Genomic DNA, 22,406 nt, shown 5'->3' on the forward strand with positions numbered 1-22,406 from the left:
TCAGTTGCCTGTAGGTCAAGACAAAACAGACTTAACCGACCGTTTAGATGCAGTTCAACAGTTAATCGATGCTCAAAACAATGCTCAACAATTAACAGACGCAACTAATGCAGTAGTGAAAGCCGAGGGTACTCAAACGCAAGGTGATGTAGATTCAGCTCGTCCGTTAGTTAATCTTTTACCAAATGGTCAAGACAAGACTGATTTAACAGATCGACTAGATGCAGTTCAGCAGTTAATTGATGCGGTGAAGTCTGATGCACAAAAACTAGCAGACGCAACAAATGCAGTAGTGAAAGCCGAAGGTTCTCAATTACAAGCAGATGTAGATAATGCTCGCCCGTTGGTTAATATTTTACCAAACGGAACAGCTAAAACGGACTTAACGGACCGTTTAGATGCAGTTCAACAGTTAATCGACGCTCAAAACAATGCTCAACAATTAACTGACGCAACTAATGCAGTAGTAAAAGCCGAAGGTTCTCAAACGCAAGGTGATGTAGATTCCGCTCGTCCGTTAGTTAATCTATTGCCAAATGGTCAAGACAAGACTGATTTAACGGATCGACTAGATGCAGTTCAACAGTTAATTGATGCAGTGAAGTCTGAAGCACAAAAACTAGCAGACGCAACTAATGCAGTAGTGAAAGCCGAAGGTTCTCAAACGCAAGCAGATGTAGATAGTGCTCGACCATTGGTTAATCTATTACCAAACGGTACTGCTAAAACGGACTTAACGGACCGTTTAGATGCAGTTCAACAGTTAATTGATGCTCAAAACAATGCTCAACAATTAACAGACGCTACAAATGCAGTAGTAATAGCCGAAGGTTCTCAAACGCAAGCAGATGTAGATAGTGCTCGACCATTGGTTAATCTATTACCAAACGGAACAGCTAAAACGGACTTAACCGACCGTTTAGATGCAGTTCAGCAGTTAATCGACGCTCAAAACAATTCTCAACAATTAACTGACGCAACTAATGCAGTAGTGAAGGCAGAAGGTTCTCAAACACAAGCAGACGTAGATTCAGCCCGTCCGTTGGTTAATCTTTTACCAAATGGTCAAGATAAGACCGATTTAACCGACCGACTAGATGCAGTTCAACAATTAATTGATGGAGTAAAGTCTGAAGCACAAAAACTAGCAGATGCAACAAATGCAGTAGTGAAAGCCGAAGGTTCTCAATTACAAGCAGATGTAGATAATGCTCGCCCGTTGGTTAATCTTTTACCAAATGGTCAAGATAAAACGGATTTGACAGCTCGATTGGATGCAATTCAGGTTATACCGCCTGTTGTTACACCAATACCACCAGTTGTGGTGCCACCAGTGGTTGTTCCAACACCACCAGTTATTGTACCGCCTGTAGTAGCACCGAAACCGACTGAACCTACTCCTGCTCCTGCTATTGTTTTACCGAAACAGTCAGATAAGGTTATGGTAGCAACAAATAGAGATGTTGATTTAGTATTAGAGATTCCACAAATTGATGTGGAAGTTACAGAAGCATTAAAAGTAAAAATTAAAATAAATATTAAATCTCCTATTAATGGTTCGAAATTGTATTTAGAAACTAAGTCAAATAGTACGACTAATCTTCTCGGAATCGAGCGTACTGAAATAGATTTAGGGAAGATGGACAAATATGGTGTTATTGAGGTAGACCGTAGTTTAATCTTTAATGAACTTGGAGAATATAAAATTAAAGGAATTTATGTAGCAAATGGATCTAATTTAGAAACAAATACGGTTGACGTTACGGTATTTAAAGAGTTATTGATACCAAATACTGTTTTGCCAAATCTTCATGGTTTGTCAGTCGCAACACTTAAAGCTATGCAAGCCGTACCTGTTTATACTAAAGACGCACACGGAAATATCGTACGCGTTCCAAACAAGTATTTAGATAAAGGATCTCTACACTTAGTGCAGGACACATACAAGGGTTATTATCAATTATCCGATGGTAATTATATCGAACCTCAAAATGTGTCAGTCCACATTGGAAAGGGAGAAGTTCGTAAGGATAGTGTAAATGTTTATGACAAAAATGGTCGTTTCCTTCGTACCATTAAGAAAGGACAACAATATAAAGTCTATTCTTATAACGATAAGCGTTACTCTATTGGTGGAGGAGAATTTATAGAAGTGCAAGATGGTGTGACGTATGTATTTGGTTGGTTTACTGTGACACAACCAATAACGTTATATAAACCGGATGGTACTGTAGAAAGAACATTGAACGTTGGTGAAAAATATAGAATTTACCACACGGACGCAGATTATCTTCATGTAGGTGGAGGTTACAAAGTGAAACGTGATTTAACGAAGTTCACTTTCTTGAAGAACTAATAGATGGTTTACTGAAGAGATTTAATCGCTGCTCTTACACAGATATTAGGTCGCAGTGAGTGGTTGTAGAGGAAAGAAGGGCAGAGTAATCTGTCCTTCTTCTTTTCACTTAATGGAGGGATATACTATGGATAAAGAATCATTGGTGGCTTTAACAATATATCATTATATTTGGATCATTCTCTTTTTCATTTTAGGTATCTTTTTTTCTATTTATATATTAATGGCAACAGGGAATAATCCACCACTCATTGTTTTTATACTATCTGCTATTGGGACAGGGGGAACCGGTGCTATTGTAGGTGGAATTATAGGCAATGGTCTTGTCAATTTCCAAAGAGCGCTTCTCAAGGTAAACGAACAAAAGAAACGATAGATAATATGAATATTTTAGAATGTTCTTATTGATAGGCATACATAAAGAAACGAGGGTTAGACTTGTTGTATTCAATTGAAATATTTCCTAATGGGAACGAAAGGGTGGGAACTCCTACATTCTATTTAGCCAAAAACTATGAATCGTGGTATTCGCTTGTACAAGAAGAAATTAGATTTTTCTACGCAAAAGATACGCGTGTGGATGTAGAACGAGTAATTGAAACTATTGGTCATTTGGTTGATCGAGATGTCCCAGCTACATATGAGATAGAGTTATTTGGAGCATCGTTTGTCTGCTTGTGCACAGACAAGTTGACTCCCGTTCAGTTTAAATCATATATAGAACGTCATACCCAAGATATTCCCTTACTTATGGAATTTGAACGAATGAACAATCATATCGTATTTTTAGATTGGTTGCAGCACCACCAGTTCACACAGCAATCTTATGTAAATTTGATGAAAGCATTTGAAAGGTCAGATTACTCCTTTTTTGATAAGGAAAGTACGGCTTCCTTGAAAGTATTAATCGAAGAAATGGTAGATGAAATGGAAGAATTATTACGAACAGAACAAAACCGAGATGAAAAATGGTTTCAACGAATGGAAGAGTCTAAGAAGAAATATACACCAACGACAAATACATTGGATTGGGTACTGCCCGCGGAGAGAGAAATGTTTGAGAATCATCGCATTGTATTAAAAAAGAAGAATCTGCTATTTCAATTGGATACCAGATTGCCTTCCCTTGAGAAAAATCAAGAATTGACGAATAGTAGGTAATTAGGTATGATTAGGGGGTGAAGTAAGTGGGTAGAAAAGCTCACCATGATAATAAGAGCATTAAACAACTATAATTTAAGCGACCAAGAGGTGTACCCTCACGCAAAGCGTTCTGTACTCATTAGTACAGGCATTTTGTGTGGGGGTTTTTGTGTTTCTTAAAATAAGCAATATACACGGACAACAAAGGGGGATGTTAGTATGTATACAATTAATACATTAGAAAATATCGAATTCACAGCATCAAATGGGAGAATGAAGTATCATCCGGGTGTCCATGAAAATCATCGCAACCGGTTTACGGAAGAAGAACTATCTTATATGTGTTCTATCTGGGAATGTACGAAGAAAGAGGATATTGCTTTTGTTCTAGGGCGAACACATGGAACGGTATTAACGAAGGTAAATATGCTTAAAGAAAGTGGTGAATTCGAGTATTATAAGCGATTAGGTATGATGTTCTATCATGTAACTCAGTAATTAAGATAATTAATAGTTAATTCAGATTCTGAAGTTACAAGAGCTTGACGGAAAAACAATTTTTCAGTATGATATTCATGTATTATGTGGCTAGGAAGAGCTTGTCACTTAAAATAAAAAGCAACCATATTAAAATTCAATAACTATAAAATAGCAAAGAGGAATACCCTCACGCGAAATGTTCTGTACTAATTTGTACAGTAATTTTGTGTGAGGGTTTTTTTGTGCTATGAGGAAGGAGAATTTGCCAAAAAGACTAAGACAACGAGCAACTTAATTTTTTGAAGTGGAGCGGTTATGTTCCTTTAAAAGTAATTCTGTAGCTTGATCTAATAGCTTCGATTGAGGTATGTCAGTATCATTTGACAGTTTAACTAATGCTTCAAACAAATCATTTCGAAGTGAATTTGAAAAGCGAGTGCGAGTTACCAATTTATTATCTTTAGCCATACGATTACACCTTCTTCTTTGATTATATATCTCACTATACAACTTTAATAAAGTGCTTGCAAGTGCTTGCACCTATTGGTTAAATATGGTACAATAGTATTAAGGTTAGATGCAATTCAAATGAGATAGGGATAATCGAAAGGGGAAATGAAATGTGTTGAAAACAGTAGGTAAGTGGACATTAGCAAGTGCATTAGCGGTTAGTTTATTAAGTGGTGCAACAGTTGGAGAGGTAGGACAAGCACCAATATCTGTAAAAGCAAAAACCAACCTTCCAGATAATCATACGATTGAGCAATTAAAAGTAGATTATGATACAAAAGGTATTCATGTAGGAGACCGCAAAGGAACGTTGCTAATACGTGTAGACCAACCGAAGACAGAATGGAATATTGAATGGGTGAATTGGTCTATTCAAAAGCCAACAAATGTTCAATCTGGATTAAGATTGAAGAATGATATGGACTCTAAGTTAAATCGTGCACCAATTATGTTCCTTAATAATTATATAGCTAAAGGTGAACCTGATAGATGGGGGAAAGAAGCTGGAGCAGTTAGAGATGGTGTTTTAAAATTTAGTGATTTCACAAATGCTAACTATTACGCAGGACTAGCAGTATACCTACCTCAAAAATATAATTCTGACGGTATTTATTATTTTAGTATGAGTGGGATAAGAGAAGAAGGCCAGGTAAAGGCTTACTTCTATCATAATATTGATGTAGTCGAAGAATCTATACAACGAGTAAAAACTGGTGGTACATTTCCTTTGCTAAACAAAGTAATGTGGGGAAAAACGGAACTTTGGAAAGGCCAATTAGGAAAAGTATCCATTAAGTCACCTGTAACTCTTTGGAAAAGAGAAAGTGACGGAAAGTATACAAAAGTACGAGAATTGTCAAAGGGTGATGAATTCCGTGTGTATCGTTATCTAAATGAAGGTAACGGATATTATGGGGTAGGGGCTGGAATGTATGTACAAAGAGAAGCTTCAAAAATTTTGTATGAAACACCTTCTAAAAGAAACCTTCGCCTAATTCAAATTATGTACGGAGAGGAGTAAGAACTTATTAAATGAAATGGATTAAGAAGTCATTAGTAATTCTTTGTGTACTATTAATGACTCCTATTTTTCCGCTACTTGACTATCAAGTAGCGGAAGCTGCTCCAGTTGATTCATTAGGAGGGGCAAATACTGGAATATCTAATGTTCATCGAAGGGTAGATACACAACAAGGTTTAGGAATTTATGATGGCTCACTATCTACTGACAGTCAAGGTAGACTCCGTTGGACATTAAACTCGTATAAAACAGCGAGAACAAATTGGCATAACTGGCATACTCAAAATGGGCAACCAACATGGAGTGTAGTTGTTGGGTATGAGAGCGAGACAGCGTATTCACCTCCAGCCGGATGGGAAATACAGGGTATACTAAAATATCCTGTCTATACTCCTCGTCATTATCCTGTAAGTATTCGAGATTGTACCGAATATACCAAAGGTCTAGGAAAGGGCCAAGGGAAAGCTCCTTGGACTTCACCTGGCGATGGGAAATGTCATCCTACAACGTATCAAGGACATTTAGACAATAACCATTGGGCAATTAACGATATTTTAAGAGCTTCATGGAATTATGATAGGGAAGAAGCAACATGGGAGGGTAAAACAGGACCATTTTATATTTTTGATGCAGCCCAACGTTTATACGCTTATGATTTTCGTATTAAACCAATCGGAAGTACTACTCCAGTTGACCCTTGTATTGCGAATCCCAATGCAGCAGGTTGTACACCAGGGGGAGGGACGCCTGGTACGCCACCTACAGATCCAGGACCACCTTCAGTCACACCACCGCCAACATTAGCTTGTCCAAGAGATATTAATGTAGGTGCGGGAGGTTCAATGAGTAGTAACCCAAGTAACATGCTCGCTGATCCTAACGGATTGATAACGGAATCAGCTGAAAGTAGTCAGTTTAAAGTATTGACGTATGGTATTCCTTCGTCCGAGTATTTGAAGGTAGAAGGGTATTCAGAGAAATATTTATCAGATTACCGTTATCAAGGAATGAATGGTTCCGTTACGTACCAAGTGAAAGTTACAAAAGATTATATGTTGCGTTGGTTAGATAAAGCTTCTAACACGTATATGTATGAACACGTAAGGCAAGAGGGAGACATAAGCGATGCATATTCCATCTCTTATTGGCAAATTGGACATTTAGCTATTTATTCATTCATGGATGCAACTTTTAGAAATTATGCGTTGCCAAATGAAATAGCAATTGTACCAAACTTCCAACAGGTAACGGCTAATTCTAATCATAGTTCAAACGTAAATAATCATGTTTTCCCGAAAAATTGTGAAAGTGTTTACTTAGGATTAGAAACAGTCGATGGTGGAGAATCGAAACCATCTGCACCAACAGCCAATTTACAGGGAGCAGCCGCTATAGGCAGTCGTCCTCCAGATGTAAAGAATGACTTAGTAGTGGTAGATGGCAATACATCTATGTCGGATTCTATGGCATCTTTGAACGGACCAACACCATCACCGATCCCAATTGCTGGTCAAGTAAAAGTGGAACAATCTTCTTTACAAATAGAACCGACAAAGGTAAACAAATGGCAAACACCAAGTTCGATTACCGCGCGGTATGAAACGATACACACGGTTAATACGGGTGGTGGATCCAGAGAGTTTACAGGTACATCACCAACGAAAATCAATACAGTAACGGTTCATACACCCGTCGTTATGTATGCGAAAGCAAGTGACGATAAGGAACATGACCAACGAACAGATCCACCTGACCGTTCAACACCCGCTAATTCAGACACAGACCGTCATGCCTTTATCTTAGATAGACCATTTACGGTAACATTACCAACAAGTGGACAACATTTAGACGTAGGTATGGCTCCTGGTTATGGTAATCGTGATTATGCGAAATATACAAAGACAGATGGTAAACAAGTGAAGTTTCCATTTGATGTATATACAGCAGACAAGAGCGGATTTTATCCAAAAGAAACATGGATTAGAGTACCTTTAAACCAAACGGATGTAACCTTCTTTATGCCAGTTTGGGTACCAGAGGGTGAATATACGGTTAAATTCCGTAGTATAGCAATAAATGCTCCTGCAGAGTTACCAGAAGAACATCATGCCAACTTGAATTTAACTTATCGTACTCCTAATGGAATCATGGCAAACCATGTAGCATACGACACGATTGAAGTGGACGTAGTAGGTAGGCTATATGACTTCCGAGTAACCGATATATTAGATTTCAATTGGGAGAATGTATTCCGTACAACCAAAGGACTTATCGAACCAACGGGGAATCAATATTGGGTAGGGGATAAAATGATTGATGGGCAACCACGAACAACATTTACAGAACCTTTCCGATTACCGATTCGTCACGGCAGCCATCCAGACGGGTATAAAAATGTCGCAGTAAAAACTGGTTATCAATTCAAGTTTGATATGAAAACCAAAGGCGATATGCGTGAACAAAACGATGGTGTACACATTACTCCTTCCTTCTATTTTGTAGATAAGAACGGACAAAACAGAAGAAAAGTTGATGTATATTATCATAACGATGCAAAATACTTCGTGAAGATTGGCTCCGCACAAGATAAAGAATACCGTATGGTGAAGTTAAATGAACCATTACGAAATGTTCCAACCGATCAGTTAAACAATACAGCAGATTATTATTATCGCCATGCTAATAACTATGGATATACGACAGAAAAGAATACACAGTTTATCCATACGTTTATACGTAATTTTGAGCGAGATTACTCGAAACAAGCAAATGCTACCGGTCCTTATGGAGACCAAATCCTTCATTGGAAACTACGTACCTTTATGGGACCTTTAGCAAACAATGTTCCGGTTAATGCGATGGTACCTCAAGCAGATGCTATATCTTCCGAACAAACATGGTATGGGGAATATAGTTTACCTGCAGATATATACATTGTAGAAGAGGGGAAAAATATAGCTGGGTATGGTCAGACACATCGATTGAACAAATCGCACCCACTTTTCCTCCGAGACGGTTATCTGATTGTGAACTTTGATATTGAATCCATTCAAAATGGAGATTTATCAAAACCACATTTGCAATACATTAATGGAGAATTATCGAACCAATGGAAACGCGAAGGTTTTAAATATTCATTCACCGATCCATATGGTTTCAACTTCCCATTAATTGATGGTGACGTAATCTTCTATCACGGAGACAAATCATCACTGGAAGATTTTGTTCCTTCGGTAACACATTAAGTGTCACATATGAAACAAAAACCTCTTGCATAGTCATTACTTTGCAAGAGGTTTTCTTCTATCTAAATAAGAAAGGACATACAAACATGAAGATATTTTCTATTGATATAATCGCACTACCATTATTGTATCTGCCTACTTTTTTTATCCTTTTATCCGTTTTATCCTATTACCTATATAGCAAAACGAAAAGACGCACAGATGTACTTTACAGCTCCATAATGCTTTTATTGGCTCTGTGTTCACTTATTTTATTTCAGGCAGCTACAGGGGAACGCTTGTATTTTTGGAGTACAGGTTTTCATTTAGGTGCATTCTTAGTATTCTTAGCAATTGCAACTAGACGTTTCTTACTAACTTCCAAAAACAAGGTGGAGCAGTGGCCATTGGCAGTTGTTCTTAGCTTATTGGGAATATCCTTTTTCTTTCATGAAATCTTAGCAGGTGCAGTAGTGATAGTTGTGTTTATGGGATATGGAGGTTATTTGCTGTATCTTTCTCGATTAGAACAAGAGAACAGTTATATCCAAGGGATTTTACTTATGACGACAGCACTTTTTATAGTGATAGGACAGTGGTTGCCTTTTAATGGGGGGCGTTTTATATTCAGCGTAATGCTTCTTATTTTAATGACACATGAGGTTATACGCTTTTTTGAACGTGTGCTAGGGATGATGCAAGCAGCGGGTTTAAACAGCGTTACAGACGGTCTGACAGGTCTGTTTAATAAGCGATTTTTGTATAGCAAGTTGAATCAATTAATTCATCAAGAAGAAGTAAGTGTTATCTTTGCAGACATTGATAACTTTAAGCGATTGAATGATACGCAAGGGCATGATGTTGGAGATCAAGTATTGATTCAAGTAGGAAAAATATTAAAAGAATTGGTTGGAAATAAGGGGTACGTTTGTCGTTTTGGTGGAGAAGAAATGGTGGGAATCGTTACGCAAGGTAATGAAAGGAAATTAGCAGAGAACTTCCGTAGCAAAGTAGAAGAGTTAACCATTGTTACTGTAAGTGTAGGGGTTGCTTCAAACGAGGAAGAGAAGGAGGTAAACGCATTAATTAAAAAAGCAGATGTGAGGATGTATTCAGCTAAAACAACAGGTAAAAATAAAGTAATCTTTTCTGATTAGGAAAATGAAAACCATCTATAACCAAAGGCATATATTAAATTTTAGTGTTGTAAACAAAAATATTTTTAAGTATATTATATATAACGTATTAACCAATTCTCATCCCTTTTACCAAATAATGGGTTGAGCAAATAATATAAAGAAGGTTTTGTTGAAATGCAGTATTACCAAGAATCAATATACTCTTATAAACGTTCTAAAAGTACACGAGATGTTGATGGCAATAAAGTCTTATTTATGTATGCTGGATTGACTAAAAAGAAAGCACAGACCCTCGGAAGAAATAGTAGGGAGCAGATTACCACGGTTGCTTCAAAAATGGTTAAATCTTTAGCATCGGAAGTACCTGAAATTTATTTGACGATTCCTGACGGTGATTCGAATTTTCATCTATTAGAAAAAGAGTTTCAGAATTTATTATATCTTTCCGAAAAAGATGAAATTGCATTTTTCACCTATTCACCTAAACTAAAATAACTAATCGTGCACTTGCTGAGAGTGCGCGATTTTGTTATAATTAAAGGGTAATATTTTATTTCTTTTTTTAGGCAAACCTTTCTTTTTTTGACTGGTTCTGCGGTGATGAACAATTTATAGGCCTTTGGGCAGATTGAGATTCATAGCATTTTTGCTATGTAAACCATTCTGCTCAAAGGCCTTTTTTGCGTTCTCTAAAAGAGAAAGAAAAAACTTTGAGAAAGGGTGTTGAGTAATGAATTTTATGAATTGTAGTCAGTGGGGGATGGCATTATGACTGGGAAACCTTATTATAGTGTCACTTGTTTTATGAAGGAAGATCCGAGTGAATTATTTCCACTTCTGCTCCCATTGCATTTCAAACATGCGGAAAAACAATCACTTTTATGGAGACATGAACAAACTACGTTTCAAATTGTTCCATTTTCTACTAGAGGAACAGAATCAAGAGGGTACCGACTATTATTTTCGGGAAGTCCAGATTCATTTCGATATATCATTGACCAATTTTTAGGAGCATTTGAGCCTTCTTTTAGTGGAATTGAGTGGATTTATCAAACAGATTTTTCTCAAAATGAACTTGTCAAACTAGCGGAGAAACAAGGATATACCCGTTGTTCTATGTTTGGTTTATATGAGCAAGAAAAGGTTGGTATTGTCCTAATGCAAAGTGGAGTGGTGAATTGCCAAGTCCGTAATCATGGTATCACCAATCGTAATATAGCTTCCTATATGCAAAAAATAGAGGATGTATCGGCAACCTTCCAACCTAAAACTCATGATTTATTTTCTTATCATGAAGAGGGAATGAAAGTTTCATGACGATTAAAGCGTTTGAAACTTATATCAAAGAAGGTCAATACCGAGAGATGAAACAACGAGAACACTTCTTGGAAGAAGCAAAACTATTCTTGCGTAAAGAATATGACCAACTTCCAGGGAAACGGTATGTATTTGACGAGATTAATATGGTTGTTAAATACGTGACCAAAGAGAAACGAATTACTGACCATTCAGCAATAATCAATGATCTATTCGATTATGTAAAACCTGATATGGCAATATCTCTGATTAGCCTGGATGTTAAGAAAATGAACAATGAGAACAAAGCGGAATTAGCTGCTCCCTTTTTGTTACCACCTACTTATTACGTTCGACCAACCTTGAATAAAAAAGGGAAGTCTTATACGCAAAAGGTGGATACCTTATTTGGAGGGCAGTCCTATGAAGAACTGCTACAGGAAATTCAGCGGGAGCACAAAAAATTAGAGACGAATCAAAGAGAATATGAAAGTTTGAAGGAGCAATTAGAACAAATACCTCAGCTTATCAAAGATAAGAAGATAAAAACATCCATTGGTAGTATTTCTTATTTACCTCATGCACCAAAGTGGGAAATGGAAACGTTACTGGATGTTTTGGGTGAGAATTTTGTTTGTACCTATGGAAAGGTAAATATGGAATTACTCGATGAATGGGTACTTACCGGAGCAATTCCGAAGTCTATCGTCACGAAGAATCGACAAGTGGTTGATTTGCAAACGGACTTTATCGTGATGTCATTAGATACTGAGTCGAGAGTATTGAATTTCCATCGAAACAAACGAAGTGAATTAAGTTTACGTCGATATGCGTAAACACGTTTAGAGGCAAATTTTAGCGACTTCAAGGGGAGTGTTACCACTTCCTTTGTGGTCCATATTGGGAGGAACTTTATATGAAAACAACATTCATTCAACAATTACCTACGCTATTAATCGAAAAAATCACGTACGAACTTCAAAACTTGTATGTTCGTGCATGTAGTTTTGAACAAAAGGATATATTAGATTCCGCTTTAAATAGTCGTCTTTGCGATTTAGAGGACACACTAGATACTAATAAATATATAGAGGAATCTAAATTTTGGGATGAAATAGGTAGAGAATTTGGTGAGTTTGAATTTGGAGATACGGTTTGGGATATAGATGGGAACTGTCTGCTTATTTTGCGTAACACAAATAAACAGAAGAGTTACCTTTCGATAGAGGATGCCACATCTATGTATCTCAAAGATGAACTTCATTCTATTGCGATAGACGGTCTTGTATTGTTCTTTGGCAACAAAGTTGTGCAAATGTATTGACCGTTTATACGGGGCATTACAACAAGATATAGCAATAGATGGAGCAGTTTGTGTTTTAGAACGGAGGAATAGTTATGACTACAACTATTACTGAAAATCAATGGTTAGCCATAATACTAATCTATGAAAATTTGCAGATAGAATTCGACGGTGAAACGAAACAAGATGCTCGCATCTTTATTAATCGCCATATAGAAGATAGCAAACAATCAGAAGCAGATGAAATAATGGCACATGTTCAATATGAGGAACACGGTTTTATTTAATTAGGAGGAAACTAAAGATGACGTTTAATCAGTGGATGTTACAAGAACACGGACAAAACTGGCAAGGAGTTCATATGGACTTAGTGGACCAGGGATTGAGTGAGGAAGAAATCAATGAACAACAAAACGAGTTTATTGAAGCTTTTGAAGAGTACATGGAAACTCATGAACTTGAAATCATTGCGGAATAACACTTTGGAGGAATTTTAATGAATGAGCAATTAATAGAAACGTTAAAAATTATTGTTATCTATAACCAACAAATATTAGAGAAGTTTGATGGTGACCAAGGAGCAGCTAAAGGCTTAATTACATTTGTAGATCAAGGTTTTGCTATCTGGCATCCCTTTTATGATTCCACACTTCGCTTACAAGTTAATCCAACAGTTGAATACAGTGAACAACAGTTACAAACCATGGTTAATCAACTCTCACAAAAGATAGCGATGAGCACCGGTGAAAACTGCATGGTTGACTTATACAAAGTAAATGTTGAAAGTGATGTTCAATCTATTGGAGTGACGGATGAATGCATCGTGGGATATGCCGAACAGGAACCATTTGAAGTAGAGATACCTACTCAAATATGGTGTTTGCATTTTCAAGAAGGATTGAATGAATATGTGCAAACAATGTGAAAACAACTTCATATGAGGTAATTTAAATTGTCTCATAAGAAGCATACGAACAGAAAGCGGAGGAAATATATTATGAAAAACAATGAGATGATTACCTTAACATATAGCAATAAAAAATGTTTCGTAGAAGTTATGGAGAGTGAAGGGGACATTTTTATTGAATTGTACTCGGTGAGAGGTAAAAAGTTTCAAGCTCGAGCAAGTGTGTCAGTAGGAATGTTACCACCAGGCCATGTAGCCATTAAAGATTATTCGGAGAACTCAGGAATGCTGCAATTATTGCTTGATGCAAAAATAGTAGATAAGCCAATTAACTACTATCGCTCCGGTTTTGTGGAAATTCCAATTTGCCCTGTACTCGTACCAACTAAAGAGGTATAGAAATTAATGCTAAATAGCATTGAAGGAATAAAATTAGTGATTGCTAGCTAATAGAAGGTGAGAGAAAAGTAATGACCACTATAATAAAAACAAACGAAGAACTGATCAGTGAATTTAACGAGCTATCTGCTCTAAGTTCCAAATTATTTAAAGAACATAAATTTGATGAACGAAACAAATTAGTGGAACCACTTAGATATTTAGCTACCATTATTGATTGGGGCTATAAAGTTGGAGAGGTTGTAGAAAGAAGGACTGGTCGTGGTTGGGAAACGGATAGAATATTAGCTATTGAAAATGATAGATTTACTTTCCGAACCATTCATATCAGTCACCACTTAATTCGAAAACCCCAACTTGAGCCAGTACAATTAAGTATATTTGATTAAATACAAAACGACGTAGTAACTACTTGTAGTTACTACGTTTTTTCCTTTTACATCAAGGGTTTTCATGATCCAATAGAAGTGTATTAAAGTTTTTTTACTCTATAGTATCTAAGGTTAGTTACTGTAAAGGGTATAAAGTAACTAACCTTAGTTACTGTAGTTTATAAAAAAGATTGAACCAAATAAAAAGAGTTCGATTATTTAAGATAATGATTGATAATTTGTAATAAAGTTTGATTAAAAATCCTGTTTAATTAAATTCAGAAATAGGAAATAGATTCGAAGAATGGCTAAGTTCTCACCCTTTTTTTGTTTGAAATAAGGTTGACGGATGTCTTCGACGTATTTATAATGAGTGTAGTAGTCACCACTCACCAACCGCCATTAGAAATACACTAAGGAGTTGTTTAAAATGAGGATACAATTTTATCCTAGCCCTGAATTGGAAAATAGTCTTACTAATGAAGCTAAGCAGCTTGGAGTTAACGTTAGTACATTAGTTAATGATTTGTTAAACAATCATTATGGATTAATTCCAGATACCTCCTTATCTAATTCAGAATTAAGAAAAATCATTTTTAAAGAAGTAGGAGATTTTGTTAAATCGCAAAAAAATGGAAAAGAATTCGACTTAAACGAAGCATCAGATACCTATAAGGATATTGGTATGGTATATTTCGGGAAACCGAGTATAATTAAAGCAAAAATTGGCAAGGAATTTAATGGAAAATATGTTGGTCAGATTGAACCTTTTATTCATATTCGACAAGTTTTGTTAGCAAACGGAAAACCTAAAAAGACTGTTGGTAATCGTGCAGCAATATATGTAATAGGTGAAGACTTGCAGAAAAATGAACAAACTTTTTTATAAAAAAATTTAAAACTTCATAAAGGATAAACACATCTTGAACAAACTTTTTTTCAAAACGGGTTTATTTTATTTAAAGCAAATGCGTGTTAGCGAGAACTTTTGGATCAAACTTTATTTTAAACCTACAGATACTATGTAAATTGGGCTACAACATCTTTTCTTTTTTACCGCTGTAAGTTATACTTTATACATATCTTTTTCCTTTCTTTTTTAGTGCAAATCCTCTTATTATGAGTGATTCTGCGGTGATGAACAACTATTCGCCTTTGGGCATTTTTGTGATCTAGCATTTATTTGCTATGTGAAAACAAATTTGTCCAGAGGCTTTTTTTTGTGGAAAAATTTATGTGTGTACGGAAAGATGGAATTTTCAGTTTTTTGGGGAGCGGTAATTTGACTATTTAATTGGAGGTGAATAAAATGATAGTAAGTAATGTTTTTGTGATTTATGCATTGATCACTATTGTTGTGGCCATTGCAGTATCCATTAGCAAATTGGAGTTAACAAAAATAGAAACATTGTCCTTTACAAGCGTATGGAATCGATTCATATCCATGCCTTATCTTGGTAGGATAGTATTTTTTGTATGGTTGTTGAGCAAGGTATGTATGCTTGGCATCGTAGGTGTTACCATGAGTATGGCTCCCCAGTATATCCCGTGGGAAAGCCCAACAATTGATGTTGGTGTTAAATTAAATAGCATCAGTTGTATTTTAGCGGTACTTGGTGGTTATTTTGGTGACAAGATACTGATTACATTGTCTAAGAAATTAGGTCTGGACATTAGCAAGGAGTATGAAACGGAAAAGGCATCATCAGAAGCCGATACAACGTTAGAAGACATCTTGAATGAAGAGGATACAGAAGGCTAAAAAATACCCTTAATAAGTGGAATAAAAGGAGAGTTTACAATGACTACGACTTTAAAGGAGTTATTGAATAACGAGGAAAGAGCAAAGTATAATTATTTTATGAAGAAGATACAAGTTGCTCAAACATGGATAATGGTTAAATATTATGGATGGCGCGCTCAACGTATTTTGTCTCAAGCAAAAGAACGTATTCGTTTCGAGCACAGAGAACTAAAAAAGAATGAAGCTCTATCTCACGTATGAGGAGATAGAGCTTTTTTTATTCTCAGGTAAATGTGGTCGTTGACTTCGCTAAAAGTTCGATTTATAATATATACATACTAATTTTTCTATATTTTTTTGCAAATCCTCTTTTGAGTGATTCTGCGGTGATGAATATTAATAAGTCTTTGGACTGTTTATGAATAATAGCATTGTGCTTTTTTGCTATTTGAGTAAACTTTTCAAAGGCTTTTTTTGTATTCTCCGAGAGGAAAATCAGTAAAAACTTTGAGAAAGGGTGTTTAGTTTTATGACTAGAAGTATTGGAGGAACAGCATTACAAGAAACAACAATGGAAAAAGTATATCGTGAGGTTTTCGGAGGAACTATTGTTTCAGATTGTCGAAACTTCCGATTAGAAATGCGTTCTCCAGATGGGAAAATCAGATATTACAGTTTAAAAGCCAGCGACAAGAATGTTGCTCGTAAAGAAGCTGTAGCTTTGGTTCATAACATGGTAGAACAATTTCAAGATGAACGTATTATTTGGAGAATGGCAGGAGATAAAAATTGGTCTATCGGATCAGCTACTTCTCATGCTGCTAAACCATCTATGTTTAAACGTTTCGTTGATTACTTTTTCTTAGTAGAAGATTGAGAGAAATGTTTGTATAAAAACAATAACTGAGAGCCTAAAAAGAGGCCAGTTAAAAGGAGAGCTTTATTATGATAAACAATATCACATTGGTTGGACGACTTACAAAAGATCCGGAACTGAAATACACTCCAAGTGGTGTAGCAGTTGCCAATTTCACATTAGCTGTAAATCGTAAATTTAGTAACCAACAGGGGGAAAAAGAAACGGACTTCATCAATTGTGTTGTTTGGAGAAAACAAGCTGAAAACGCTGCAAATTTCCTGAAAAAAGGTCATTTAGCAGGTGTTGAAGGCAGTTTACAAACAAGACATTATGAGGGTCAAGATGGTAAGCGAGTTTATGTGTCGGAAGTTATTGCCGATTCTGTACAGTTCTTAGAGCCGAAGAAAGATAATCAGCCGACTGGACAGCAAGGGCAAACAAATCAACCGAATACTCAACAACAGCAGCAACCAACTTATAATCAACAGCAACAACAGCAACAACAGCAACCATCATATAATCAACAACAGCAACAACCATCTTTTCAACAAAATCGAGAGATGGTAGGAGCAGGTGTTAATGGTGGTGGTTACGGAGGACAACAAGGTGGATTTTCTCAAAACGGGCAACAAGGAAATTCTAATTACCAACCATATCCTAATGGACCAATAGAAGTGTCGGACGACGATCTGCCCTTCTGAAGTTAATAGGATGAGAGATATAACTATAGAAAATACTAGAGTGTCTGCTTTTGCGGAGACTCTTTTATTTTTAAATAATAGAGATTGAGAGGAATTTATTATGAGCCAAATTGGAAATAAGATAAAAGCTGGATTTTTTGCCACACCACCAAGACAAGGGGAATATTTACGAGATGTATTGACGTTTGAACAAGATACATCTGTATTAGATCCTACTTGTGGAGAAGGTTTAATCCTAAAACAACTAACCGAGGCAAGAGAGGAACGTTCGTTCACTGTTAAAACATACGGGGTAGAGTTGGATAAAACACGAGCTAAACTAGCTAGTACGGTACTCGATAAAGTAGTACAGGCTCCAATTGAGTCCATGGTTATATCCAATGATGCACTGGGAATGGTCTATCTCAATCCCCCGTACGACAATACGATGCTAGGGCATGGTGATGAAAAAACAGAGCGAAAAGAATATACAGAGTTAGTTCGAGGTACTCGTTACCTAACAACAGGTGGAGTTTTAATGTACGTTATTCCTTCCTACAGATACGCAGATAAGAAGATAGCAAGATTTCTTTCTTCGTATTTTGAAGATATTGCGATAACTCGCTTTACCGATGAAGATTACCCTGATTTTCGACAGTGTATCTTTATTGGAAAGAAGAGAAAGTCGGACAATAAGGAATTAAACGAAAAACTTTATAACTTCCTTTTGCAGATGGATGATGAATCTTATGTGGAAATCAATGTTATGCAATTAGACAAACTGAAGCTGCATAAAACGTGGGTTGTAAAAGGAACGAAAACCGATATAAATACTTTTTATTCACGTATGGAGAACAAATCTGAATTTATAGACCTTATTCAATCAAATAAAGGTTTTCATGCTTTTATTGAGCGTACCAAACCAAAGCAACTAGAGTTAGGTGGACAACCTCTTATAAATGTTGCACAAGGTCAAATGGCCTTGCTCCTTGCTTCTGGTGCAGTAAATGGCATTATTGGTGAAGGTAATACTTTACATGCCGTACAGGGTATGGAAATAGTCTCTCATGAGGTCATAGAGGAAAAGACGGAGCATTCCATTATAACGAAAAAACGTACAAAGAGAAGCGTTTCCGTCAAAGCGATTTTGCCAAATGGAAAAGTGAAAAAGTTAGTATAATGGAGGAGGGAAGGTCATATATTACTTATATTGTTAGACAACATGAGTAATATATGATACATTAAGCGCATGATAAAACATCATATAATAACCATAACCGATGAAAATGATATTGATTCCGTGGGAGAATATCTAGATGCTCTCTTATTTGCATCAAAAACTAATCAAAATGATATGATTCATTATACTTTTCTCCAATTAGCGTTCAATAAATTGTCTTTAGCTAACTTAAAAACACTTTGTCGAGAAAGAACGCAGTTAGATATAATGGTTAATGGATTTCCAAGAACCAAAAAATATCAATTGGTAAAGCCTTTAGGTGTAGTTCCAATTTATGAATTGCGTTACGGAATCAGTCATAATGAACATTTACGATTGCTCTTTTTCCCAATTCTACACAAAGGGGAATCATATTATGTATTTACTAAAGCTTTTATAAAAACATTGGAGCCAGATTTAGATGAAACTGATCATATGAGAAATCTAAGTTATCAGATGTATGCAGAGGTAATAAAAGAACCAACTAAATATTTGGAGGATGATGATTTATGAAAAAAGGACGTAACTTGTTAGATTCAACTGAACTACTAAAAACACATCCTGAACTTCATGAACTATTTCTTAGCACAGCGGCCATTTATGGAAATATAATATTTGCCAAAAGAATGGAGTTAGATCACACACAAAGTGAACTAGCAAAATTAGCAAATGTGAGTCTAAAAACAATTGCAAGAGCTGAAGGTGGTTCATACAATTTAAGTACGGATACATACGATAAGATTTTCCGTGCTTTAAATATGACTCCGATTGATGTCGCTCAATATGTTCTTCAATTTTCAAAACGAACAGAATTAGCAACAGTAGCTTACGCATATTAATAGTGGTAAATAAATGAAGTAGCGGAGGTATTCTCTAGCTGCTTCATTTTTTGTTTACTTTTTATAGAGGAGAAAATCAATGTATAGCACAGACTTGAGAAACGGTTGCCAATACCAGAAATATGTATTCAATTTATGTGTAAAACAGGTTAAATGAGTGATATGAAACATGGAAAGAAGAGGGCAAAAACCTTCTTTTTTTATGGAGAATTAACGTGTGAGGAAAGTATGTATGGTATAATTATAGAGTAATAAAATAGAGTTTCAGGGCGATTGGCACATCTTTTTTTCCATTAACTTCTACACTCGTGGAGGGGGAAGGAGATGATGCTTATGACAGTTTTTCAAGCTTTTAGTCTCATAATTGGCTTTTCTTCGCTGATAGTGGCTATTTTGGCTTTGTCATATACTTTTTCACAAAAAAAGTAAACCGTCCCTGAGCTCCCAAGCATAAGGACGGTTTACCTAAACCACTGTGCTGATCGCATTTGAAGCGATCTATTTTATTGCAAGAACGTTTGGTGCTACAACACCGAGCGTTCTTTTTAATATAATCAATTTCTACCTTAATTATAACATCTAAAAGCACACTTTCAAGTAATTAAGTATGACATAAAGCGTAGTTGTGCTATTACGATAACTAATACAAGTTCTTTATAGTATTATCTATATTAATCAATCATAAATCTTCCTAAAGTAAAATAAAGCATAAGTTTTCCGCTAGTGGTGAGGATGGAAAGCTTATGCTTTATTATTGAATACTTATGGTTTACGGTGAATGTTTAATGCCAAATAAAAATATCATTACTTTTCAATTTTTGCTATTCCTTGCTTAACCCAATTTACTAATTGCTCATAATCATTTTTTAGTAAGTTATATTCCTGAGACATTTGGACATACGACTGTTTCATTTCATCATAACTTTCCATTGCCAATTGTAGATAGTTTTGTTCAGATGATGTAGTTGGTGTTTCTTGGGGAGGTACTACTCTTTGAAGATGGAATGGTCGAAGGTATTTATTCCATCTGAATGCACAAGCCTGCTTACTACGACCAAGTACGATGCCTGCCTCTTCAAATCCCGATAATTGTGTTTCTCCTCGTTCGATCTTCTTAAAGATTAACTCGTAAAGTAGATTATCTTCTTCTGCAGTCCAGCTATCTTTTCTTTTTTTTTCACTCATATTTTTCTCCCTTAGATTTTTAACTAATATATGCAAAGGAGTTGTAAAAATTCCTTAGTTGTCTTGAGCTACTCGCAACCTAGCGATTTTTTGTTTGCTAAAAATAGGGATAAATACTTGTTTTTTGCGAAAAGTATACGAAACTTTTAAAATATAGAAAATAATCGAAGATAATAGTTTACAAGCTGGATAGAACTCTATATAATCACTTCAGTCATAGGGGAAGCGTTTATTGTTCAAGAGTTAGTAATAGGGGAGGTGTGAGAGAAAATTATGGATAAAATAACGATGGTCAAAAAGATTAAATTAGGGTTAGAAGCATACAAACAATTTGTAAACAAAGAAATTCATTATGTGTATAAAGCTGATGGTGTTTACAAAGAGATAGTATTAAAAGCGAAAAAACAAGAATTTATGCATTTATGCGGAGTTGAGTATTATGATCCGAAACTAAAAAAGAAAGTTTCACCTAACCATTTTTATAGTTTGGTTGAAGATAATAAGATTTCTGCTGAACATTTGATTCCCAAGCGAGATGGAACTACCGTGTTGAAGTTAAGGGTAATAGAGTGTTTGAACGAAATATTAACATCTAGTATAAGAATAGTAGATAAACAAGTTACTTTTTCTAAATTTGGAGCAGCCAAAACACTAAGAAGTAGCCGACAAATTTTTGCTCTTGCACTTAAACCAGAAGGAAAACGTAGCGATAAGCATATTCCTGTATCTCTTCTTGATTTAAGAACAACGAAAGGAGATTTCCTAAAACCAAGTTATATGGTTGATTGTATTTATTCCAAAAGTAGAACGGAAGGAATTCATATTTACCATGAAACAGAGAGTTATCGAGCACATCGCTTAGAACTGGAGTTTATGGAGCATGAAAAAAACAAAGAAATAGAAAAAGTAGATGCCGTATAAATGGCATCTACTTTTCAAGTATGGGTTTTTATGTTGCTTGCCAACGTCTGGCTCACGTAGTCCAGATAAAGTTTCGAGTTTTTATGTTGCTCGCCAACGTCCGGCTCACGTAGTCCGGAAAAGATTTCAAGTTGTTATGGTGCCCATCCACCTATTTCAAAAATAATACTCTTCATAGGGTAATACAGGACAGTAGGTCTGTCAATGGAAAACCCTAAAAGGATCTTGCCTAATAGTGTATGCTACAGACCATAAAAATACAATGGTCTGTTTTATTTATTATACCCCATATGAAAAAGTTCTAACAAATGAAAATAAATGTATAAAATATTTACAATTTACTTATGGTTTGCTAAACTAAAAGTATAACTATTCTTTTTACTTTTTTAATGCAAATCCTCACTTTTCGAGTGATTCTGCGGTGACGAACAATTAATAAGCCTTTGGGCCGATTGAGAACTATAGCATATTTTTATTTTCATGCTATAAAACTACCAATCTGCTCAAAGGCTTTTTTGCGTTCTCTTTTAAAGGAACAGTTAAAAAATAAGCTTTGAGGAAGGGTGTTTTGTATGAGCCAACAAACTCTACAAGGAAGAATGAATGCACAAAAGGAGAAATTTTTACAATTATTAAAACAAGAGGGAAAGTACATTGAACATTGTCCAAAGCAAGGCTTCATCTATGAAATAATCGGTCCTGTATTTGACCAGATGTATCGCCTTGCTATTGCTTTAAACAACGGTAAATTGGAAGTTTTGAAAATGGAAGAGATCAATTAATTGATTACTAACAGTAATTGAAGCGAAG

At 35.7% G+C, this 22,406-nt stretch carries 28 protein-coding genes and 1 pseudogene; 27 read left to right on the forward strand and 2 right to left on the reverse strand.

Annotated features, from left to right (window positions below; genetic code table 11):
• The 4 genes and pseudogenes from MHI40_RS22110 to MHI40_RS22125 all read left to right on the forward strand — a co-directional run.
• Positions 1-2,356 (forward strand): annotated as a pseudogene (locus MHI40_RS22110) (hypothetical protein); the annotation flags it as partial.
• A gap of 127 nt (positions 2,357-2,483) precedes the next feature.
• Complete coding sequence (locus MHI40_RS22115; RefSeq protein WP_340765627.1) at positions 2,484-2,732, forward strand: hypothetical protein; 249 nt, start codon at positions 2,484-2,486, stop codon at positions 2,730-2,732.
• A 62-nt stretch (positions 2,733-2,794) separates the two neighbouring features.
• Entirely contained in the window at positions 2,795-3,517 is a 723-nt protein-coding gene (locus MHI40_RS22120; protein ID WP_340765628.1) for a hypothetical protein, read from the forward strand.
• Between the two features lie 201 nt (positions 3,518-3,718).
• The gene (locus tag MHI40_RS22125; protein ID WP_340765631.1) at positions 3,719-3,997 is read left to right on the forward strand and encodes a DNA-entry nuclease; all 279 of its coding nucleotides are present in this window, start codon (positions 3,719-3,721) and stop codon (positions 3,995-3,997) included.
• A 273-nt stretch (positions 3,998-4,270) separates the two neighbouring features.
• Here the strand turns inward: MHI40_RS22125 and MHI40_RS22130 are convergent, their stop codons facing one another.
• Positions 4,271-4,447: a ribbon-helix-helix domain-containing protein gene (locus MHI40_RS22130; RefSeq protein ID WP_340765633.1), complete on the reverse strand. Its 177-nt coding sequence runs from the start codon at positions 4,445-4,447 to the stop codon at positions 4,271-4,273.
• A 154-nt stretch (positions 4,448-4,601) separates the two neighbouring features.
• On the opposite strand from MHI40_RS22130, the gene MHI40_RS22135 reads away from it, so the two are divergent.
• The 21 genes from MHI40_RS22135 to MHI40_RS23470 all read left to right on the forward strand — a co-directional run bounded on the left by MHI40_RS22135 (position 4,602) and on the right by MHI40_RS23470 (position 19,919).
• Positions 4,602-5,510: a hypothetical protein gene (locus MHI40_RS22135; RefSeq protein WP_340765635.1), complete on the forward strand. Its 909-nt coding sequence runs from the start codon at positions 4,602-4,604 to the stop codon at positions 5,508-5,510.
• 11 nt (positions 5,511-5,521) lie between these two features.
• Positions 5,522-8,755, forward strand: coding sequence for a DUF5704 domain-containing protein (locus MHI40_RS22140; protein ID WP_340765637.1), 3,234 nt, complete (start codon positions 5,522-5,524; stop codon positions 8,753-8,755).
• Between the two features lie 86 nt (positions 8,756-8,841).
• Positions 8,842-9,891: a GGDEF domain-containing protein gene (locus tag MHI40_RS22145; protein ID WP_340765639.1), complete on the forward strand. Its 1,050-nt coding sequence runs from the start codon at positions 8,842-8,844 to the stop codon at positions 9,889-9,891.
• 156 nt (positions 9,892-10,047) lie between these two features.
• On the forward strand, positions 10,048-10,368 hold the full coding sequence (locus MHI40_RS22150) for a hypothetical protein (protein WP_340765641.1): 321 nt from the start codon (positions 10,048-10,050) through the stop codon (positions 10,366-10,368).
• A 273-nt stretch (positions 10,369-10,641) separates the two neighbouring features.
• Positions 10,642-11,190 carry a hypothetical protein gene (locus MHI40_RS22155; RefSeq protein WP_340765643.1) on the forward strand — a complete coding sequence of 183 codons (549 nt, stop codon included), beginning with the start codon at positions 10,642-10,644 and terminating at the stop codon, positions 11,188-11,190.
• On the forward strand, positions 11,187-12,005 hold the full coding sequence (locus MHI40_RS22160; RefSeq protein ID WP_340765645.1) for a hypothetical protein: 819 nt from the start codon (positions 11,187-11,189) through the stop codon (positions 12,003-12,005). The genes MHI40_RS22155 and MHI40_RS22160 overlap by 4 nt, the downstream gene beginning before the upstream one ends.
• A gap of 80 nt (positions 12,006-12,085) precedes the next feature.
• Positions 12,086-12,493 carry a hypothetical protein gene (locus tag MHI40_RS22165; RefSeq protein WP_340765646.1) on the forward strand — a complete coding sequence of 136 codons (408 nt, stop codon included), beginning with the start codon at positions 12,086-12,088 and terminating at the stop codon, positions 12,491-12,493.
• A 74-nt stretch (positions 12,494-12,567) separates the two neighbouring features.
• Positions 12,568-12,759: a hypothetical protein gene (locus tag MHI40_RS22170; RefSeq protein WP_340765649.1), complete on the forward strand. Its 192-nt coding sequence runs from the start codon at positions 12,568-12,570 to the stop codon at positions 12,757-12,759.
• A gap of 17 nt (positions 12,760-12,776) precedes the next feature.
• Complete coding sequence (locus MHI40_RS22175; protein ID WP_340765651.1) at positions 12,777-12,950, forward strand: hypothetical protein; 174 nt, start codon at positions 12,777-12,779, stop codon at positions 12,948-12,950.
• Positions 12,951-12,968: 18 nt separating this feature from the next.
• On the forward strand, positions 12,969-13,397 hold the full coding sequence (locus MHI40_RS22180; protein ID WP_340765652.1) for a hypothetical protein: 429 nt from the start codon (positions 12,969-12,971) through the stop codon (positions 13,395-13,397).
• 72 nt (positions 13,398-13,469) lie between these two features.
• On the forward strand, positions 13,470-13,778 hold the full coding sequence (locus MHI40_RS22185; RefSeq protein WP_340765653.1) for a hypothetical protein: 309 nt from the start codon (positions 13,470-13,472) through the stop codon (positions 13,776-13,778).
• A 71-nt stretch (positions 13,779-13,849) separates the two neighbouring features.
• Positions 13,850-14,167, forward strand: a complete 318-nt coding sequence (locus tag MHI40_RS22190) for a hypothetical protein (RefSeq protein ID WP_340765656.1) — start codon at positions 13,850-13,852, stop codon at positions 14,165-14,167.
• A 412-nt stretch (positions 14,168-14,579) separates the two neighbouring features.
• Positions 14,580-15,038, forward strand: a complete 459-nt coding sequence (locus MHI40_RS22195; protein WP_340765657.1) for a hypothetical protein — start codon at positions 14,580-14,582, stop codon at positions 15,036-15,038.
• Between the two features lie 420 nt (positions 15,039-15,458).
• The gene (locus MHI40_RS22200) at positions 15,459-15,911 is read left to right on the forward strand and encodes a hypothetical protein (RefSeq protein WP_340765659.1); all 453 of its coding nucleotides are present in this window, start codon (positions 15,459-15,461) and stop codon (positions 15,909-15,911) included.
• 39 nt (positions 15,912-15,950) lie between these two features.
• Positions 15,951-16,154 carry a hypothetical protein gene (locus MHI40_RS22205; protein WP_340765661.1) on the forward strand — a complete coding sequence of 68 codons (204 nt, stop codon included), beginning with the start codon at positions 15,951-15,953 and terminating at the stop codon, positions 16,152-16,154.
• 268 nt (positions 16,155-16,422) lie between these two features.
• A complete protein-coding gene (locus MHI40_RS22210) occupies positions 16,423-16,770 on the forward strand; it encodes a DUF6018 family natural product bioysynthesis protein (protein WP_340765663.1) in 348 nt (115 codons plus the stop codon).
• A 68-nt stretch (positions 16,771-16,838) separates the two neighbouring features.
• Positions 16,839-17,453, forward strand: coding sequence for a single-stranded DNA-binding protein (locus MHI40_RS22215; RefSeq protein ID WP_340765665.1), 615 nt, complete (start codon positions 16,839-16,841; stop codon positions 17,451-17,453).
• Between the two features lie 100 nt (positions 17,454-17,553).
• Positions 17,554-18,612: a DUF6094 domain-containing protein gene (locus tag MHI40_RS22220; protein WP_340765667.1), complete on the forward strand. Its 1,059-nt coding sequence runs from the start codon at positions 17,554-17,556 to the stop codon at positions 18,610-18,612.
• 69 nt (positions 18,613-18,681) lie between these two features.
• Positions 18,682-19,164, forward strand: a complete 483-nt coding sequence (locus tag MHI40_RS22225) for a hypothetical protein (protein ID WP_340765669.1) — start codon at positions 18,682-18,684, stop codon at positions 19,162-19,164.
• Positions 19,161-19,490 carry a helix-turn-helix transcriptional regulator gene (locus tag MHI40_RS22230; protein ID WP_340765672.1) on the forward strand — a complete coding sequence of 110 codons (330 nt, stop codon included), beginning with the start codon at positions 19,161-19,163 and terminating at the stop codon, positions 19,488-19,490. Before MHI40_RS22225 ends, MHI40_RS22230 begins: the two co-directional genes overlap by 4 nt.
• A 333-nt stretch (positions 19,491-19,823) precedes the next feature.
• On the forward strand, positions 19,824-19,919 hold the full coding sequence (locus tag MHI40_RS23470) for a putative holin-like toxin (RefSeq protein WP_445678348.1): 96 nt from the start codon (positions 19,824-19,826) through the stop codon (positions 19,917-19,919).
• Between the two features lie 375 nt (positions 19,920-20,294).
• Here MHI40_RS23470 and MHI40_RS22235 read toward each other — a convergent pair whose 3' ends face one another.
• The gene (locus MHI40_RS22235) at positions 20,295-20,675 is read right to left on the reverse strand and encodes a transcriptional regulator (protein WP_340765674.1); all 381 of its coding nucleotides are present in this window, start codon (positions 20,673-20,675) and stop codon (positions 20,295-20,297) included.
• A 273-nt stretch (positions 20,676-20,948) separates the two neighbouring features.
• Between MHI40_RS22235 and MHI40_RS22240 the strand changes: the two genes are divergently transcribed.
• On the forward strand, positions 20,949-21,596 hold the full coding sequence (locus MHI40_RS22240) for a PBECR4 domain-containing protein (RefSeq protein WP_340765677.1): 648 nt from the start codon (positions 20,949-20,951) through the stop codon (positions 21,594-21,596).
• A 572-nt stretch (positions 21,597-22,168) separates the two neighbouring features.
• Positions 22,169-22,378 carry a hypothetical protein gene (locus MHI40_RS22245; RefSeq protein ID WP_340765678.1) on the forward strand — a complete coding sequence of 70 codons (210 nt, stop codon included), beginning with the start codon at positions 22,169-22,171 and terminating at the stop codon, positions 22,376-22,378.
• Positions 22,379-22,406: the final 28 nt, after the last annotated feature.

It is taken from the genome of Psychrobacillus sp. FSL H8-0510, from assembly GCF_038008345.1.
Classification (GTDB): Bacteria; Bacillota; Bacilli; order Bacillales_A; family Planococcaceae; genus Psychrobacillus; species Psychrobacillus psychrotolerans.

Bases quoted from the DNA above. Each gene is read 5' to 3' on its own strand.
- MHI40_RS22150 (WP_340765641.1), top strand. From the start codon at position 10,048: ATGCAGTATTACCAAGAATCAATATACTCTTATAAACGTTCTAAAAGT.
- MHI40_RS22160 (WP_340765645.1), top strand. From the start codon at position 11,187: ATGACGATTAAAGCGTTTGAAACTTATATCAAAGAAGGTCAATACCGA.
- MHI40_RS22155 (WP_340765643.1), top strand. From the start codon at position 10,642: ATGACTGGGAAACCTTATTATAGTGTCACTTGTTTTATGAAGGAAGAT.
- MHI40_RS22245 (WP_340765678.1), top strand. From the start codon at position 22,169: ATGAGCCAACAAACTCTACAAGGAAGAATGAATGCACAAAAGGAGAAA.
- MHI40_RS22235 (WP_340765674.1), bottom strand. From the start codon at position 20,675: ATGAGTGAAAAAAAAAGAAAAGATAGCTGGACTGCAGAAGAAGATAAT.
- MHI40_RS22165 (WP_340765646.1), top strand. From the start codon at position 12,086: ATGAAAACAACATTCATTCAACAATTACCTACGCTATTAATCGAAAAA.
- MHI40_RS23470 (WP_445678348.1), top strand. From the start codon at position 19,824: ATGACAGTTTTTCAAGCTTTTAGTCTCATAATTGGCTTTTCTTCGCTG.
- MHI40_RS22220 (WP_340765667.1), top strand. From the start codon at position 17,554: ATGAGCCAAATTGGAAATAAGATAAAAGCTGGATTTTTTGCCACACCA.
- MHI40_RS22115 (WP_340765627.1), top strand. From the start codon at position 2,484: ATGGATAAAGAATCATTGGTGGCTTTAACAATATATCATTATATTTGG.
- MHI40_RS22200 (WP_340765659.1), top strand. From the start codon at position 15,459: ATGATAGTAAGTAATGTTTTTGTGATTTATGCATTGATCACTATTGTT.
- MHI40_RS22190 (WP_340765656.1), top strand. From the start codon at position 13,850: ATGACCACTATAATAAAAACAAACGAAGAACTGATCAGTGAATTTAAC.
- MHI40_RS22145 (WP_340765639.1), top strand. From the start codon at position 8,842: ATGAAGATATTTTCTATTGATATAATCGCACTACCATTATTGTATCTG.
- MHI40_RS22215 (WP_340765665.1), top strand. From the start codon at position 16,839: ATGATAAACAATATCACATTGGTTGGACGACTTACAAAAGATCCGGAA.
- MHI40_RS22175 (WP_340765651.1), top strand. From the start codon at position 12,777: ATGACGTTTAATCAGTGGATGTTACAAGAACACGGACAAAACTGGCAA.
- MHI40_RS22180 (WP_340765652.1), top strand. From the start codon at position 12,969: ATGAATGAGCAATTAATAGAAACGTTAAAAATTATTGTTATCTATAAC.
- MHI40_RS22240 (WP_340765677.1), top strand. From the start codon at position 20,949: ATGGATAAAATAACGATGGTCAAAAAGATTAAATTAGGGTTAGAAGCA.
- MHI40_RS22210 (WP_340765663.1), top strand. From the start codon at position 16,423: ATGACTAGAAGTATTGGAGGAACAGCATTACAAGAAACAACAATGGAA.
- MHI40_RS22195 (WP_340765657.1), top strand. From the start codon at position 14,580: ATGAGGATACAATTTTATCCTAGCCCTGAATTGGAAAATAGTCTTACT.
- MHI40_RS22205 (WP_340765661.1), top strand. From the start codon at position 15,951: ATGACTACGACTTTAAAGGAGTTATTGAATAACGAGGAAAGAGCAAAG.
- MHI40_RS22185 (WP_340765653.1), top strand. From the start codon at position 13,470: ATGAAAAACAATGAGATGATTACCTTAACATATAGCAATAAAAAATGT.
- MHI40_RS22125 (WP_340765631.1), top strand. From the start codon at position 3,719: ATGTATACAATTAATACATTAGAAAATATCGAATTCACAGCATCAAAT.
- MHI40_RS22140 (WP_340765637.1), top strand. From the start codon at position 5,522: ATGAAATGGATTAAGAAGTCATTAGTAATTCTTTGTGTACTATTAATG.
- MHI40_RS22170 (WP_340765649.1), top strand. From the start codon at position 12,568: ATGACTACAACTATTACTGAAAATCAATGGTTAGCCATAATACTAATC.
- MHI40_RS22130 (WP_340765633.1), bottom strand. From the start codon at position 4,447: ATGGCTAAAGATAATAAATTGGTAACTCGCACTCGCTTTTCAAATTCA.
- MHI40_RS22230 (WP_340765672.1), top strand. From the start codon at position 19,161: ATGAAAAAAGGACGTAACTTGTTAGATTCAACTGAACTACTAAAAACA.
- MHI40_RS22225 (WP_340765669.1), top strand. From the start codon at position 18,682: ATGATAAAACATCATATAATAACCATAACCGATGAAAATGATATTGAT.